The sequence below is a fragment of the Pseudomonas sp. A6 genome (genome assembly GCF_052367875.1).
GTDB classification, from domain to species: Bacteria; Pseudomonadota; Gammaproteobacteria; order Pseudomonadales; family Pseudomonadaceae; genus Pseudomonas; species Pseudomonas citronellolis.
This window is the reverse complement of the sequence record NZ_CP198970.1, coordinates 2,744,648-2,759,168: the sequence shown is the minus strand read 5'-3', so window position 1 is coordinate 2,759,168 and position 14,521 is coordinate 2,744,648. Positions and strand designations below refer to the sequence as shown.

17 protein-coding genes are annotated in these 14,521 nt (G+C 62.1%); 11 read left to right on the top strand and 6 right to left on the bottom strand.

The features are described from left to right. The first annotated feature begins 45 nt into the window (after window positions 1-45). From ACTWJ5_RS12515 to ACTWJ5_RS12490, 6 genes are all read left to right on the top strand, one after another. A complete protein-coding gene (locus tag ACTWJ5_RS12515; RefSeq protein WP_444438837.1) occupies window positions 46-447 on the top strand; it encodes a hypothetical protein in 402 nt (133 codons plus the stop codon). Between the two features lie 130 nt (window positions 448-577). After that, complete coding sequence (locus ACTWJ5_RS12510; protein ID WP_444438835.1) at window positions 578-1,582, top strand: YqaJ viral recombinase family nuclease; 1,005 nt, start codon at window positions 578-580, stop codon at window positions 1,580-1,582. A gap of 79 nt (window positions 1,583-1,661) precedes the next feature. Beyond that, window positions 1,662-2,597: a recombination directionality factor gene (locus tag ACTWJ5_RS12505; RefSeq protein ID WP_444438833.1), complete on the top strand. Its 936-nt coding sequence runs from the start codon at window positions 1,662-1,664 to the stop codon at window positions 2,595-2,597. Between the two features lie 64 nt (window positions 2,598-2,661). Continuing rightward, window positions 2,662-2,841, top strand: a complete 180-nt coding sequence (csrA, locus tag ACTWJ5_RS12500) for a carbon storage regulator CsrA (RefSeq protein ID WP_114072062.1) — start codon at window positions 2,662-2,664, stop codon at window positions 2,839-2,841. A 24-nt stretch (window positions 2,842-2,865) separates the two neighbouring features. Next, complete coding sequence (locus ACTWJ5_RS12495) at window positions 2,866-3,054, top strand: hypothetical protein (protein WP_023101165.1); 189 nt, start codon at window positions 2,866-2,868, stop codon at window positions 3,052-3,054. Between the two features lie 69 nt (window positions 3,055-3,123). After that, on the top strand, window positions 3,124-3,672 hold the full coding sequence (locus tag ACTWJ5_RS12490) for a DUF5983 family protein (RefSeq protein ID WP_181852748.1): 549 nt from the start codon (window positions 3,124-3,126) through the stop codon (window positions 3,670-3,672). Between the two features lie 5 nt (window positions 3,673-3,677). Here ACTWJ5_RS12490 and ACTWJ5_RS12485 read toward each other — a convergent pair whose 3' ends face one another. Then, window positions 3,678-3,923: a helix-turn-helix domain-containing protein gene (locus tag ACTWJ5_RS12485; protein ID WP_014833962.1), complete on the bottom strand. Its 246-nt coding sequence runs from the start codon at window positions 3,921-3,923 to the stop codon at window positions 3,678-3,680. Between the two features lie 117 nt (window positions 3,924-4,040). Between ACTWJ5_RS12485 and ACTWJ5_RS12480 the strand changes: the two genes are divergently transcribed. The 5 genes from ACTWJ5_RS12480 (at window position 4,041) to ACTWJ5_RS12460 (ending at window position 8,834) form a co-directional block, all read left to right on the top strand. Further along, the gene (locus tag ACTWJ5_RS12480; protein WP_444438830.1) at window positions 4,041-4,487 is read left to right on the top strand and encodes a hypothetical protein; all 447 of its coding nucleotides are present in this window, start codon (window positions 4,041-4,043) and stop codon (window positions 4,485-4,487) included. 29 nt (window positions 4,488-4,516) lie between these two features. Next, window positions 4,517-4,876 carry a hypothetical protein gene (locus ACTWJ5_RS12475; protein ID WP_014833960.1) on the top strand — a complete coding sequence of 120 codons (360 nt, stop codon included), beginning with the start codon at window positions 4,517-4,519 and terminating at the stop codon, window positions 4,874-4,876. Between the two features lie 9 nt (window positions 4,877-4,885). Beyond that, window positions 4,886-5,149, top strand: a complete 264-nt coding sequence (locus tag ACTWJ5_RS12470) for a hypothetical protein (protein WP_444438828.1) — start codon at window positions 4,886-4,888, stop codon at window positions 5,147-5,149. Window positions 5,150-5,346: 197 nt separating this feature from the next. Next, window positions 5,347-7,908, top strand: coding sequence for an autotransporter domain-containing protein (locus ACTWJ5_RS12465; protein WP_444438826.1), 2,562 nt, complete (start codon window positions 5,347-5,349; stop codon window positions 7,906-7,908). Continuing rightward, window positions 7,908-8,834 (top strand): alpha/beta hydrolase, encoded by a 927-nt coding sequence (locus ACTWJ5_RS12460; RefSeq protein WP_444438824.1) that lies wholly within the window; start codon window positions 7,908-7,910, stop codon window positions 8,832-8,834. Before ACTWJ5_RS12465 ends, ACTWJ5_RS12460 begins: the two co-directional genes overlap by 1 nt. Here the strand turns inward: ACTWJ5_RS12460 and ACTWJ5_RS12455 are convergent. The 5 genes from ACTWJ5_RS12455 to ACTWJ5_RS12435 all read right to left on the bottom strand — a co-directional run bounded on the left by ACTWJ5_RS12455 (window position 8,763) and on the right by ACTWJ5_RS12435 (window position 14,470). Then, window positions 8,763-9,857 (bottom strand): GlxA family transcriptional regulator, encoded by a 1,095-nt coding sequence (locus ACTWJ5_RS12455; RefSeq protein ID WP_444438822.1) that lies wholly within the window; start codon window positions 9,855-9,857, stop codon window positions 8,763-8,765. The two genes, ACTWJ5_RS12460 and ACTWJ5_RS12455, sit on opposite strands and share 72 nt — an antisense overlap. A 346-nt stretch (window positions 9,858-10,203) precedes the next feature. Next, a complete protein-coding gene (locus tag ACTWJ5_RS12450) occupies window positions 10,204-11,397 on the bottom strand; it encodes an MFS transporter (RefSeq protein WP_444438820.1) in 1,194 nt (397 codons plus the stop codon). Window positions 11,398-11,486: 89 nt separating this feature from the next. Further along, window positions 11,487-12,554, bottom strand: a complete 1,068-nt coding sequence (locus ACTWJ5_RS12445) for an NAD(P)-dependent alcohol dehydrogenase (protein ID WP_444438818.1) — start codon at window positions 12,552-12,554, stop codon at window positions 11,487-11,489. Window positions 12,555-12,648: 94 nt separating this feature from the next. After that, window positions 12,649-13,653, bottom strand: coding sequence for an aldo/keto reductase (locus tag ACTWJ5_RS12440; RefSeq protein WP_444438817.1), 1,005 nt, complete (start codon window positions 13,651-13,653; stop codon window positions 12,649-12,651). A 55-nt stretch (window positions 13,654-13,708) separates the two neighbouring features. Further along, window positions 13,709-14,470 (bottom strand): glucose 1-dehydrogenase, encoded by a 762-nt coding sequence (locus ACTWJ5_RS12435; protein ID WP_444438815.1) that lies wholly within the window; start codon window positions 14,468-14,470, stop codon window positions 13,709-13,711. Window positions 14,471-14,521: the final 51 nt, after the last annotated feature.

Here is a 14,521-nt window from a genome sequence, read left to right as displayed (position 1 = left end):
CGCTCCTGTGGAGTGGGCTCCGGTATTTCATTGGAGGCCTCTCCCATGGGCTGGCTGTTCTCGTCCCGCACCCGGTCAGAGCTGATCCGGGACCTGACTCAACCTGAAGATCATACACACGCCCACGTTCGCGTCATCGCCCACACCCTGCGGGGCAACGTGCTGTGGTCGGTCACCGAAGTGACGGCGAAAACTGAAGGCGTTCACTCAGACCTCGCTCCCGGCGAGTCCATCCGCTACATCCGCTGTGATCTGCTGCAACGCCGTGATGGCGAGTGGGGTTACAAAGCCATGGATGAGTCCATGGCGCCGTACTACTACAGTTGCCCGCTGCGCTATCTCGACATGGCCAAGGAGCTCTCGCCCGGCTGGCGCGAGAAGGTTCGCGCCCACCACGCACGGCGACGGCAGTCGCCGACCGCTACAGCCGGTGCTGTAGCCCGGTAAGTGGGGGAGAACCCAGTGCCGCCTGGATGCGTTCCTTCCGTTGATGGCCTGACAGCCATCGCCCACTTCATTCCCCCGATGCCCGACCGGTTCCGCCGGCCGGGCATTTTTATGCCCGGAGAAAATCCCCATGACTCATGCCCATCCGACACCCAACAGGCCACGGCAGCGCCCTGCCCTGCGCCTGGTCGGTACCAAGGAGCTGTCCCGTGACGACTGGCTGGCGGTACGCAAGCACGGTATCGGCAGTTCTGACGCGGCGGCCGCGGTCGGCCTTAACCCCTACAAGTCGCAGCTGGAGCTGTGGCTGGAGAAGACCGGCCGCGATGCCGGACTGCCCAAGAGCGATCCCAACGACGAGGAAAGCCCGACCTACTGGGGCAACATCCTCGAACCCATTGTCGCCAACCACTATGCCCGCCGTTCCGGCAACCGGGTACGGCGGATCAATGCCGTGCTGCAGCATCCGGATCCGAAGCTGGACTGGATGCTGGCCAACATCGACCGTGAGGTCATCGGCGCCAGCGACGTACAGATCCTTGAGTGCAAGACCGCCGGTATCAACGGCTCTCGCCTATGGAAGGAAGGCGTACCGGTGTACGTGCAGTTGCAGGTGATGCACCAGTTGGCGGTCACCGGCAAGCAGGCCGCCGACGTAGCTGTGCTGCTCGGTGGTCAGCACCTGGAGATCCATCGCATCGAGCGCGACGACGAGCTCATCACCCGATTAATCGAGCTGGAACGCGACTTCTGGAGCTACGTGCAACGCGATACGCCACCGCCGGCGGATGGCTCCGACTCGGCGGAGCAGGCCCTGCGCTGCCTGTACCCGGAGGACCAGGGTCACACCCTGGACTTTACCCAGGATCCGCTGCTGTCGGCCACCTTCGATGAGCTGCAGACGGTACGCGCCAACTTGGAGATTCAGGGCAAGCGCGAGGCCGAACTGAAGCAACAACTGCAGCAGGCCATGGGTGATGCCAGCCGGGCCCTGTTCGCCAACGGCGCGGTGTCCTGGCGCAAGGCCAAGGACAGCGTGGTGCTCGATGTGCAGCGGCTGCTCAAGGAAAAGCCCTACCTGCTGGCGCGCTACCCCACCACCAAGGTCGGTAGCCGGCGCCTCCTGATCACCTGATTTCGCTTCCCCCCTTAACCACCTCGGCGTCTCCCCTGCGCCGGGGTGGTCTTTTTTATTCATTCACTGGAGAACCACCATGCTCAAAGGCTTGGCTATTACCCCGCCGGTGCTCGGACGGATTTCCATCGGCAAGGTCGTCGAGAAGAACGGCAAGCGACTGCCGGAGAAAGACGATCAATTCACCATCACCTCGCAGGTGCAACTACGCGATGGCTGGGTGGCCCATCCCGTCGACGAGGAATTGCGCAAAGCCCAGGAGGGCAAGATTCGGCGCATTCCGATCCGCCTGCTGTTCAACGCACCGGAGCTGAACTTTCGCGCGGAGTATTGCTTGTTCGATCGACAGACTGGGCGACCGGTCTGCGTCGGCAATGGGGAGACCTGCAAGCGTCGAGGCCAGGACGGTATCGCGTCGTTGCCGTGCCCATCACCGGATGCCTGCCCACTGGCCAAGGGCGGTGCCTGCAAGCCCTATGGTCGCCTCAATGTGGTGATCGGCGATGAGGATACGTTGGGCAGCTTCGTATTCCGCACCACCGGCTTCAACAGCATTCGCACGCTGGCCGCGCGATTGCAGTACCTGCAAGCCATCTCCGGCAATCGCCTGGCTTGCCTTGCCCTGGAACTGCGCCTGCGTGGCAAGTCCACTCGCCAGAGCCATGGCTCGCCGATCTATTACGTCGATATCACGGTACGTAGTGGTATGGCCATGGAGGTGGCGCTGCAGCAGGCACGTGAGTTGGATGAGTTGCGCCAGGCCTCGGGCTTTGACCAGGCGGCCTTAGATGCCACGGCACGGCTGGGCTTTGCCAATGGCGCCTTCGAGGACAGCGAGGAGGAAGGCACCGCCATCGTCGATGAGTTCTTTCCGGAGAGCGCTACCGATACACCAGTGCCACCCACTCCACAGCCGACTGAGACCGCGCCACCGGCCCTCACCGACAAGCCCCGTCCGACCCTTTCCACCCTGCTACGCGAACGTGCCGAGGCTCGAACCAGCTCAACGAACTAGCCGCCCACACAAGGCGGCTCTCTCCCATCGCTATTCCACACAATCCGTCACTGGAGGACTCTCCATGCTCATTCTCACCCGCAGCATTGGCAAAACCATCCGCATTGGCGATGACATCGAGATCGTCATTCTTCAAGTCAAGGGCCACCAAGTGCGCGTCGGCATCACCGCGCCACCCGACATCGCTGTGCATCGTGATGAGGTCTATCAACGCATCCAGGCTGCACAGGTCCCGCTGTCCTGACCCTTCTGGCCTACGAGGTTTCCCATGATCTTACTGAGATTTTTAGGTCTGCTGTTCGTGCTCGTCTGCCTCTTCGCCGGTACCGCAGCTGTCGTCGCGCTGGCGGTTCTGGCGCTGCGCTTCTGGCCATTGCTGGTGGTCATCGTGCTCGCCCTGCTGCTGTTCCAGCGCTTCATGCGTTGGACCGGCGTGCGCCTGAATACATCGGTCTGAGACGGCATAAACAGGAGCCCTCATGGGCTCCTGCTTTCTCATTTTCTGGACATTCCTTTTGGAGCATCCATGAGCCCCAATCCCTTTCTACGCGGTTACGACAAGCTGTCCATTGAACTGATCGTGCACGACCTGCAGGCAGGCAGCACGGTACGCGAAATGTCCTACGTGATTCATGCCCAAGACCAGGAACACACGTTAGTGCTCGGTATACAGCCGACACTGGAGCTAGCTCGCGACATCGTGCAGCGCTTGGGCTTTGAGACCGGGCACTTCAGCCGGTGCTGGGAAATCAGCGCAGAGCATCTGCCAGAGGACGTGCTGAACCAACTTTTCCTTATGCGCACCGATCTCCACGCCCTACAGCTGGAGTTTTTCGAGAACGCCAATCAAAGCGTAATTGGCTGCAAGCTGCGTAACACACCCTGGACGGATCAGCACCTGGACCTGTTCAACACCAGTTCGGCTGAGCTGCGTCAGCAGCAGCTGGACTATGGGTTGCCCGCCGAACTCGTGGAGATCCTGCACCTGGCAGGGCAGGCCGATGTGCGCTTTTTGCTGTTCGACCCGGATGCGGCGTTGCTGGATGGGCTGCCAGTGTTCAAGGACGTGGCATAAGCCTCTTACAACCCTGCATCCATCAGCAGCTCTGAGGGTTTACACCCGATAGCGGCTGCAATTCGGCAAATGTTGAGGAAGGTGACGTTGCGCTCGCCTCGCTCAATCTTGCCCATGTGAGAACGGTCTATCGAAGAGGCATCTGCGAGTGCTTCTTGCGAATACGCCAACGCGATACGGCGAGCCCGTATCGCGGCTCCCAGCTTCACGAGATCACGGTCTTTATCCAACTGAGCGGAGATTCTTGCCATGGCAAAAATCGTCCCGCTATGATGTCAAAACGACCACGGTATTTACGACCCAATTAGATTCAGTATCCTTCCTGAGCATGCTGCTCACTCAACCAATCGACAGAAGGAAATGTCCTGATGAATCAGAAACTGCTGCTGACCGCTCTGCTCGGCACGCTGTTAAGCAGTGTGGCGCAGGCAGGCACTTCCACATGGACCGCCAGCTACACCCAGGGCGTCGAGGAACATCTGGTCGACGACGGCCACGGCAACCAGTTGAACATCACCTGCCCGGACGATGACGAAAGCCCCGTCTCCGCCTACGCCACCCTCGCCGGCAAGCGCTACTCCTCCGAAAAGGATGGCTTCGACGTCATCGTCGACGGCACCACCTTCAGCAATCCCTTCTACACCGACTGCGAAGCCTGCAGCTCCAGCTTCCCGGGCTTCTGGGCCGCACTGCGCAAGGCCCATACCCTGCAGCTCAGTGCCGGTGGCCAGACGGTGAAACTCCCAACCCAGAACCTTCCCCAGGTTCTCCAACCCCTGACCAGTAAGAAGAACCTCTGCCGCTCCGGCTGGTAACCCTTCCCACACGACACAGAGACAACACCATGGAACAAGAACACGAAACGGCGGACACGCCAAATGATCTGCCCGCCAGTCCGGAGGTGATCGGCTGGGGCGTCGCCTCGCTCGTCCTCACCATCATTTTCCTGACCTTCAACACCTCAGCAATGGTGTTGGGCGCCAGCTTCATGTTGAAGCTGCTGGCCGGCCTCGTTGGTTTGATAACAGGCTGGATCGGCGCCCTAGTGGGCAACGCGGTCCGCAAGTTTGCCCAACCCGATGCGATCTACACCAACGGCGGCGCACTTCACCTGATCTGGCTGAAAGTATTCTGGCTGATCGGCCCGCAAGTCATTGGCCTGGTAGTTGGCATCGGCCTCGGATGCTCCCTGGTATTGAGATAAGGAAGACCGATGAAGAGTAAGTTCTATCTGGCGCTGGGCCTGTTGGTCCTGGCGGGCTGCTCGGATGACAAGTCCAAGCTACGCGGAGAGTTTCTCTCCGGTTGCGTGCAAGGCGGATCTCCCAAGCCTATTTGCATCTGCATCTATGAGCGTTTGGAAAAGACGTATTCGACCGATCAGTTGAAGCAGATCCAGACAGGGCGAGGCCCGCTGGTGTCGTCCTTCCTCCAGGACAGCGTCGCGCACGCAAAAGCCTGTATAGCGGAGCAGTGAACGCCAGAGTTCCCTATCTCCTGGGAACCGTGAGCGCCATCTAACAAACAACACCTTTACCTCTTTCGACATAACCAACCCCGCACACAGCCGTGACTGGCCGTGTGCGGGATAGGGGCTCTTTTGTTTTTTGAAACCTGAAACAGCCCTTCGCCAATCCCCAAAGCAACAACTGCCACAAGCAAGGACCCGAACCCATGACACCAACGTACCGTAAAACCCTCCTCGCCCTGACCATTTCCGCCAGTGCCCTGCCCCTAGCCGCGCACGCTTTGACGCTGACCAACAGCGGCCTGGACAGTGAAGGCAACACCTACACCGACAGCACCGAAGTCACCGGTGCCTTCACGGGCAACGACCAGCCTCTTCGTTTCTACAGCGACACCTTCAACCACGACCTGGTGCTCAACGCCCAGGTGCAAGCCACAGGCGATGACCTCAACGGCGTCGACCTGTCCTACGCCGGGGACGATGACAATCCCTCTTCGATCGGCGCGCCGACCGAGGTGTTCGGCAACCTGCAGAACAAGGGCAGCATTTCAGTGAGCGGCGCGGGCGTCACTGGCCTGCTGATCGATCCGGCCATCATCCACGGCAACCTGGTCAATGAAGGCACCCTGCAGGTGACCGGTGGTGTGCTCGAGGGCGATGGCATTCGCGGCCTCAAGTTCGCCGGCCAGTCGGTGTTGCAGGGCGACCTGATCAACGCCGCCAGCGGCAAGATCCTCGCCGATGGCGAAGAGGCCACCGGCATCCAGCTCAAGGGCGGCACCATCGCTGGCAAGCTGATCAACGATGGTCTGATCCAGGTCAGCGGCGCCGGCTCGACGGGTGTTCTCGCCACCTATGATGATGACAACGGTGGTCCGGATCGGGTGGACCTCGGCGGGATCGAGAACCATGGCAGCATCGTGGCCCACGGCGACGATGCAACCGCGTTGCGTCTCGACGGCGTGAGCTTTACCAGTGCGCCGGTACAGGTGCTCAACACCGGCACCATCCAGGCTGACGATGCCGCCATCGAGGTGGGGGCCTTCGACATCGACGGTGCGAATGCCGGCAACACGTTGGTCATCCAGAACAGCGGCAACCTGATTTCCCAGGACGAAGCCATCGATGCCTTCCAGGCCAGTGGCGGTGTACACCTGGTGTGGAATGCCGGCAGCATCACTGGCAACCTGATCGACCTGTCCAACATCGAAGTGAACGGCGACGTGACCTTCAATGGCACCAACGCCAGTACCGATGGCGCGAACATCCGCCTGAAGGACGCCGGTTGGCTGGATGTCGGCAGCGATGCGGGCAACACGCCGGCGCACCTGGAGTTCGGTCAGCCGCACACCACCATTCAGGGCAACCTGGACGTGGCCGGCAATTCGTCGCTGGGGCTCAACCTGAGCTCGGCTACCGATCCGAGCAAAGCAGTGGTCGCCGTTTCCGGCACGGCGGAATTCGCCAAGGGCTCGCAGATCCAGCTGGCGGCCCAGGGCAATGACTTCAAGGCCCAGGGCACGACCTATACCCTGGTCCAGGCCGGCACCCTGCAGGATGACGGCGTGAGCGTGACCAGCCGTTCAGCCCTATTGAACGTCGACACCGTCAGCAGTGGCGACAATCAGATCCTGGCCACAGTCAGCACCAAGAGCCAGGACGAAGTCGGCGAGGTGATCGGCCAGATCGGTGGCTCGGCCAACGCGCAGCGCGCGGGCTCAGCCTTCAGCCAGGTGGTGACCGGGCTGGCGCAGAGCAATCCCAACGATCCGGTGTTCCAGGCCTATGTGAATGCCTCGCAGGATCCGGTGGCGCTGAAGAAGCTGACGGAACAGTTGGCACCCGAGGTGAACGGTGGTGCGACCCAAGCAGCCACCAGCGGGCAGACGCTGATGAGCAATGTCACCGGCAATCGCACCAGCAGCCTGCGCGGTGCGTCCTCGGGGGATGTGCTGCAGCACACCGGTATCTGGGCCCAGGCGCTGTACAGCGATGCCAACCAGGATCTGCGTGACGGCGTAGCTGGCTTCAACGCCTACAGCCGCGGCATCGCCATCGGCGCCGATGGCAAGCTCACCGACCAGTTGACCCTGGGCGTGGCCTACAGCTTCCTGCATACCGACGTGAACAGCGACAACGGCAACACCACCGAGGTGGATGGCAATGCCCTCACCCTGTACAGCGGTTTTGAACAGGGTAACTACTTCGTCGACGCCAACCTGAGCTATGGGCTCAACGAAAACGAGAGCAAGCGACGCATCGCCAGCACCACGGCTAAAGGCGACTACGACAGTCAGGTCCTGGGAGCCAACGTCGTCGGTGGCTACACCTATCACCTGAACGAGCAGTTTTTGGTCGAGCCGCGGCTGGCCGCCCGCTATGCGCGCGTCGATATCGATGGCTACCACGAGAAAGGCTCGTCTGCAGCGCTCAAGGTGGATAGCCAACGCTACGAAGTGGCGGAACTCGGTGCTGGTGTGCGGGTAGCCGGAGACTTCCAGGTCGGTAACGGCAACCTGCAGCCGCAAGCCAAACTGATGGCCTACCATGACTTCGCCGCGGACAAAGCCCAGAGCACCTCGACCTTTGTGCTGGGTGGTACGCCCTTCGTGAGCCAGGGCGCCAAGGCGGTGCGCAACAGCTACGAAGCGGGTGTCGGTGCGGACTACCATCTGGGTGCGGTCACGGTTGGTGTCAGCTACGACTACACCGGCAAGACCGACTTCAACGCCGATACCTTCACGGCCAAGGTTCGTTACGACTTCTGATGAGCCACTACCTTTCCGGCCCACGCGCGTGGGCCGGTTTCTTTCAAGTCCTGATGGCGTTGCTGGTCAGCGCCCTCCTCCTCGGCTGCCAGTCGCCCCGGGAAGCGCTGCAGCGGTTGGCGGATGCGCACGGGCGACAACTGGAAATCCTGCCGGGGCGACCATTCCCGTTGGCCGAGCTGGCACCGCAAGATGCAGAGAAATCCAACCGCCTGCGCGTTTACCTGGAAGGTGATGGCCATGCCTGGGCCACGGCGACACAACCCAGCCTGGATCCGAGTCCGCAGAATCTGTTGGTGGCGCAGTTATCGGTAGATGATCCGACGCCGAATGCCTACCTAGCACGACCTTGCCAGTTCGTCACCACACCGGCCTGTGAACCAGGCCTCTGGACCGATCGGCGCTTTTCGCAGGAGGTGGTCACCAGCCTCAGTCGGGCGCTGGATCAGTTGAAGCAGCGCTATGGCAATCGGGAATTCGAGCTGGTGGGGTATTCCGGGGGTGCGGCGCTGGCGCTGCTGCTGGCAGCTCAGCGGGATGACGTGGCTCAGGTTCAGACGCTAGCGGGCAACCTCAGCCCTCGGCTTTGGGCGCAGATGAAGGGGCTTTCACCCCTCGGCGGTTCGCTGGATCCGTTGGACTATCAGGGTCGGCTGGCATCGATACCACAGCGGCACTTGGTGGGGGACGCAGACGACACGGTCCCCGCATCGCTAGCCAAGGCCTACCTGGTACAGCTGCATCCATATGCCTGCAGTCAGCTTGTAATCTCGCCAGCGACAAATCACCAGCAAGGCTGGGAGAACGCCTGGAGACAATGGCGAAGTCGACCACTCAATTGCCCAAGCGTCTTACTAGACACGTACACTTCCGAAGGTGGCCTCTCCCTGGGCTTTGCTCAGGGAAAACAGAGCAATGGAAGGTGAGGAGCACACGGAATCCTCTGCCACCGGGATCCTTCCCACGACGCTTTCGACTGGCAGCATCCGCTCATCGCGCGGCGCACAGCCGAAATACTCCCGATAGCACTTGGAAAAGTGCGGCGTGGAGACGAACCCGCAGATCGATGCGACTTCGATGATCGGCACGCTGGTCTGCCTCAACAATTGTCTGGCCCGAGTCAGCCGTAGCTTCAAGTAATAGCGCGACGGCGAGCAATGCAGGTGCTTCTGGAACAGCCGCTCCAGCTGGCGCCTGGAAACATCGACGTAGACCGCCAGTTGATCCAGGTCGATCGGCTCTTCGATGTTGGCCTCCATCAGCGCGACCAGCTCCATGAGCTTCGGCTGGTACATGCCCATGTGCTTTAGCGGTATGCGCTGGCAATCCTGCTCGTTGCGGATGCGGTCGCAAATGAACATCTCCGAGATCGCCGCGCACAGTTCGCGGCCATGCTCCTGGCCGATCAGGTGGAGCATCATGTCCATCGGCGCCGTGCCCCCGGACGAAGTGAACCGGTTACGGTCGATGGAGAAAAGTAGCGGACGAATGCTCACCCGGGGGAAGGCTTCTTGCATCGCGGCCTGGATTTCCCAGTGAACACTGCATCCGAAACCGTCCAACAGGCCAGCCATGGCCAGCACCCAGCTGCCAGTGCACACGGCACCGAGCAGGCAGCGCTGACGTGCCCGCGCCTGAAGCCACTGCAGATGCTCGCGTGCGACGCGATGCTGGATGTCCACGCCACCGCAAACGATGATCGCGTCCAGTTCGGAGGCGTCATAGATGCTCGCGTCAGGCGTGATCATCAGACCGTCGCTGGCGCTGACCGCATGCCCGTCCTGGCTGAGGGTGACCCAGCGATAAAGCTCCTTGCCGGACAGTTGGTTCGCCATGCGAAGGGGTTCCACGGCCGATGCCAGTGAAATCAGGGTGAAGTCGTCCAGCAGCAGGAAACCGATGGTGCGCATCGGGCGCGCAGGTGAAGAAGCCCTGGGAGGGTGCGACATGACGATACTCCGAGCAGATCACGGACCGCCCCGCAGAGCGGCATTCTTGTCTTGTTTTCTGGCTGGCCTCACGCGGCCAGGCCCGCCTCGAATATCGGCAGCTTCGAAGCCGCAGCAGATCGACTCTGGAAACGAACGAAACATGCACGACATCTTCTGCACGGACTCTTCCTCGCTTTTGTCTTTTCCCGCCCCAGGCTTGACGAAAAGCGACACCTCCCCGCTGAACGCAATGCTTCACGCCCGGGTATATGACCAACGGCAATCGATTTGCGATGCCGGGCAGCGACCATGGCTGCCAGCCAGCCCCGAATGACGGGGCTCGCCATGCCGGCAATGCGATCCATCATGACGCGCGTACCCTATCGTCTCGCTGGGCGCGCACAGCCAGAAAAACCACGATGCAACCCACGCCCGCCAACGCGCCATAGGCGCTGGCGACCTGCAGCAGGCTGAACGATCCGGACATTCGTCCGGCAATGAGCGTCGGTATCGCAGCGCCACTGTAGGAGGTGGCGTAGATCACCGCCAGGACACTGGCTCGCTCCTCCAGGGAAATACCAGCCACCAGCGATTGGATGCTGCCGCTCAAAGCCAGTCCCTGGGCGACTCCGGCGACCACGCTGGCCACGAGAAAAGCCGGCAACAGACCATGCTGGAGCGACAGCAATACACCGAACACAGCCACCGTGAAGCCCAGCATGCCCAGACGCTGGGCGTCACGGGGGAGCGTACGTCTACCCAGCGATGCTCCCAGGATGCTTGGCGCCATGATGGAGGCAAATACCAGCGCAGCCGCCAGTGCGCTCGACGAATGCAACTGTTCGCGGGCCATGGCTGGACCGAAGGCCTGGTAGAAGCCACCCAATGCCCAGGTACAGACGAATACGCAGGCAGCCACCGGATAAGCCTTTCGCACCGTCGGCGGCAAACCGAAGTTCGGCCGCATCGAGACGATCGCACCTGGTTTTCGAAGCACCGTCTCGCGGCCACCCGCGACCAGAAGCGTACATGCCAGCAGCACAGCCAGGCTGACCAGGAATGGCAGCATCCGGGGCTCGGCAGAGTATTGCACCAGTGCACCGGAACACAGGCCTCCCAGGGTGAGGCCTGTCATCGGACCGCAACTGATGACCGCCGGAGCGAGCCAGGGCGTCGATACGGGTGCGCTATCGATGAGCCAGGAGGCCAGCACCGTTGATGCCAGTCCGCACGACAACCCCTGCAGCAGTCGCCCGGCCAGCAGTGGCCCCGGGGCATGGACGAAAAGCAGGCAGAGACACGCCAGCGCGGCCAGGGCCAAGGCCAGCAGAGCCACCGGACGCCGCCCCAGATGATCGGACAGACGGCCTAAGATCAGCAGAGCCGTGACGGCCCCGGCGAAATAGATGACGGAGCTCGATGCCAGGTCGCCATAGCTCAGACCGTCGGCGGCCCGGTATATGCCATATAGCGGTATCGGCGTCGCAGAGGCTGCATAGGTCGCAATCAGCGAAAGACCGCTACCGGCGAACGTGAGGTTACGGGCGGAAAACTTCAAATGGCGGCGCTCCCTGGATGGCGATGCCAGCGAAAGCCGGCTATTCATACGCCCCGCCCGGAACGGCCCGGACGGGGCTCGCCTCTTCGCTATCGCGTAGCGGCTTGCTGCGGTTCGGACAGGGAGGCCATATCGATCACGAAGCGATAGCGAACATCCGAACGCTCCATCCGCTCGAAGGCCACGTTGATGTCCTCCATGCGGATCATTTCGCACTCCGGAAGAATGTTTTTCTGCGCGCAGAAGTCGAGCAGCTCCTGGGTTTCGCGGATGCCTCCAATCACCGAGCCCGCCACACGCCGGCGGCCAAGAATGAACGGCAGGGTCGTCCAGTCTTCCATGGGGCCGACCTGGCCAACGATGACGAGCGTGCCGTCGATGTCGAGCAAGGGCATGTAGGGCATCAGATCATGGCGTACCGGGGCGGTATCGATGATCAGATCGAAGCTGGACTGGGCGCGGTCCATTGCCTGCGCGTCGGTAGAAACCAGAAGACGTGTCGCTCCCAGTTCGCGTGCATCAGCCTGCTTGTCCGCCGTTCGGCTCAACACCGTCACCTCGGCCCCCATGGCTACAGCGAGCTTGACCGCCATGTGCCCGAGACCACCCAGGCCGATGACGCCAACTCGGCTGCCGGGTCCGACGTTCCAGGCAGACAAAGGCGAGTAGGTGGTGATTCCGGCGCAGAGCAACGGTGCCACGCGGGACAGCTCCAGGCCTTGGGGTACGCGCAGCACGAACTCCTCGCGGACGATCAGATGCTTCGAGTAGCCGCCGAACAGCACCTCGCCTGTGACGCGATCCTGGCTGTTATAGGTTTCGGTCAGCCCCTCGCGGCAGAATTGCTCCTCCCCCCTGCGGCACTGATCGCACTCCTGACAGGAGTCCACCATGCAGCCCACCGCGACCGAATCGCCGACCGCATGGCGCGTGACGGCACTTCCCACTGCGGTCACCCGTCCAACGATCTCGTGGCCCGGCACGACGGGGTAGCGGGTCCATCCCCAGTCGTTGCGCGCATGGTGCAGGTCGGAATGGCAGACGCCGCAATAGAGAATCTCCATAGCGACGTCGTTGGGGCGCAGTTCGCGTCGATTGAAAGCGTGAGGTACGAGAGGGGCGCCAGCGGACAGCGCGGCATAGCCAATGGTTTTCATGAGGACGACCTCTGATTTGTCCGTTCAGGACGAGCGTCGCCCTCGCCTGGCCAGGCAAGCCAGGCGATGGGGCACGCCTGCCAAGGGGAGAGAGTCAGCGCGGTACGCGACCTTCGACTGGATAGCCCGGATCGGTGTAGCCGGGAGTGGAACAGTGCCCAGGCGGCACGAGGCTATCGACCAGCTTTTCATCCTCGGCCGTGATCTGCGCGTTCAGCGCTCCCATGTAGCCATCCCAGTGAGCCTCGGTCCGAGGGCCGGCAATGGTCGAGCTGACACGGCGGTTGTTCAGCACCCAGGCCAGGGCGAACGCAATGGGTGTGATACCCCGGGCGACGGCATGCTCGGCAAGTGTCCTGGCGATCGCCAGCGATTCGTCGCGCCACTCCGTCTGCTGGATGCGCTTGTCACCACGCCCTGCTCGGCTATCGGCGGGCGGCGCCGCGTCGAGCGCATACTTGCCGGTGAGTACGCCTCGAGCCAGCGGGCTGTAGGACACCACGCCAAGGCCATAGTGATCGGCCGCGGGCAACTGCTCGACCTCGGCGGTACGGTCGACGATGTTGTACAGGGGCTCGCTCGCGACCGGACGATCGATACCCAGCTGGTCGGCCAGCCGAGCGACTTCGGCGATACGCCAGGCGCTGAAATTGGATACGCCGAAATAGCGAACCTTGCCCTGGCGGATGAGATCGCCGATGGCGCGTACCCCCTCTTCCAGGCCGACGCCAGGCAAGGCGCGATGGAAATAAAGGACATCGATATAGTCAGTGCCCAGTCGCTTCAGGCTGGCCTCCACCGACTGGTAGATCCATTTACGGGACTGTCCTTGCTGGTTGGGACCGGGCTGCGTGGGGAAGCCGAACTTGGTGGCGACGACCCAGTCGTCCCGGTGAGCGGCAATGGCGCGGCCGACGATCTCTTCCGAACGCCCGGCATGGTAGACGTCCGCGGTGTCGATGAAGTTGACGCCCTGCTCGCCGGCCTTGTCGATGATGCGACGTGCGGTCGGCTCGTCGGTTTCGCCGCCGAACATCATGGCGCCTAGGCACAATGGGGAGACCTTGAGGGCGCTGCGGCCCAGATAGCGGTATTCCATGGGGCTTCTCCTGGGCGCCACCGGTGTCGCGCCCGAAATGAGGTGGGTAAAGGGATCAGCGAACGGTATAGCCGCCGTCCACGACCAATGCGTGACCAATCACGAAAGTACTACCGGAACCGCAGAGCCAAAGCACGGCCGAGGCGATTTCCTCCGCTCGGCCGAGACGGCCGATGGGCTGCTCCTTCATCAGCGCCGCCATCGCCTCGGGCTGGGTCCGGAGCATGTCGGTCACCATCGGGGTTTCGATGATGCCTGGGCAGACCGCGTTGACACGGATGCCGCGCGCGGCATATTCGAGGCCGGCGCTTTTGGTCAGGCCAAGCACACCGTGCTTGGAAGCGTGGTACACGCCACGCCCGGCAATACCGACCAGGCCGCCCAGGGAAGAACAGTTGACGATGGCACCGCTGCCCTGCTCGCGCATCTGCCGCAACTCATGCTTCATGCAGTTCCACACACCACGCAGATTGATGCCGTTGACCCGCTCGAACTCCTCGCCGGTAGCATCGGCCGTCTCGGCAATGGGGCTCTGTACACCGGCATTGTTGAATGCCGCATCGAGGCGTCCGAAGCTATCGACCGCAGCCTTGACCATCGCCTCGACCTGCGCTTCGCCAGAGACGTCGCAGCGCACCGCCAGGGCTCGGTGACCGTTCGCCTGCAGCTCCTCGGCAATCTCGCGCACGGCCTCTTCATTGACGTCGGCCAGCACCACGGCTGCACCGGCCTCCGCAAAGGCCCGTGCCGTGGCCAGCCCCATTCCCGAGCCAGCCCCGGTGACCAGGGCTACCTTGTCTTTGAAATCCTCACTCATGGCAAACCTCGCAACTGACGGCTTTGGAACCCGCCAAAATGTTAAGGATTT

Excerpts from the sequence above, each read along its gene's own strand:
- ACTWJ5_RS12445 (WP_444438818.1), bottom strand. The coding sequence starts at position 12,554 with ATGAAAACCATTGGCTATGCCGCGCTGTCCGCTGGCGCCCCTCTCGTA.
- ACTWJ5_RS12475 (WP_014833960.1), top strand. The coding sequence starts at position 4,517 with ATGGAACAAGAACACGAAACGGCGGACACGCCAAATGATCTGCCCGCC.
- ACTWJ5_RS12460 (WP_444438824.1), top strand. The coding sequence starts at position 7,908 with ATGAGCCACTACCTTTCCGGCCCACGCGCGTGGGCCGGTTTCTTTCAA.
- ACTWJ5_RS12505 (WP_444438833.1), top strand. The coding sequence starts at position 1,662 with ATGCTCAAAGGCTTGGCTATTACCCCGCCGGTGCTCGGACGGATTTCC.
- ACTWJ5_RS12455 (WP_444438822.1), bottom strand. The coding sequence starts at position 9,857 with ATGTCGCACCCTCCCAGGGCTTCTTCACCTGCGCGCCCGATGCGCACC.
- csrA (WP_114072062.1), top strand. The coding sequence starts at position 2,662 with ATGCTCATTCTCACCCGCAGCATTGGCAAAACCATCCGCATTGGCGAT.
- ACTWJ5_RS12515 (WP_444438837.1), top strand. The coding sequence starts at position 46 with ATGGGCTGGCTGTTCTCGTCCCGCACCCGGTCAGAGCTGATCCGGGAC.
- ACTWJ5_RS12465 (WP_444438826.1), top strand. The coding sequence starts at position 5,347 with ATGACACCAACGTACCGTAAAACCCTCCTCGCCCTGACCATTTCCGCC.
- ACTWJ5_RS12485 (WP_014833962.1), bottom strand. The coding sequence starts at position 3,923 with ATGGCAAGAATCTCCGCTCAGTTGGATAAAGACCGTGATCTCGTGAAG.
- ACTWJ5_RS12470 (WP_444438828.1), top strand. The coding sequence starts at position 4,886 with ATGAAGAGTAAGTTCTATCTGGCGCTGGGCCTGTTGGTCCTGGCGGGC.
- ACTWJ5_RS12510 (WP_444438835.1), top strand. The coding sequence starts at position 578 with ATGACTCATGCCCATCCGACACCCAACAGGCCACGGCAGCGCCCTGCC.
- ACTWJ5_RS12495 (WP_023101165.1), top strand. The coding sequence starts at position 2,866 with ATGATCTTACTGAGATTTTTAGGTCTGCTGTTCGTGCTCGTCTGCCTC.
- ACTWJ5_RS12435 (WP_444438815.1), bottom strand. The coding sequence starts at position 14,470 with ATGAGTGAGGATTTCAAAGACAAGGTAGCCCTGGTCACCGGGGCTGGC.
- ACTWJ5_RS12490 (WP_181852748.1), top strand. The coding sequence starts at position 3,124 with ATGAGCCCCAATCCCTTTCTACGCGGTTACGACAAGCTGTCCATTGAA.
- ACTWJ5_RS12440 (WP_444438817.1), bottom strand. The coding sequence starts at position 13,653 with ATGGAATACCGCTATCTGGGCCGCAGCGCCCTCAAGGTCTCCCCATTG.
- ACTWJ5_RS12480 (WP_444438830.1), top strand. The coding sequence starts at position 4,041 with ATGAATCAGAAACTGCTGCTGACCGCTCTGCTCGGCACGCTGTTAAGC.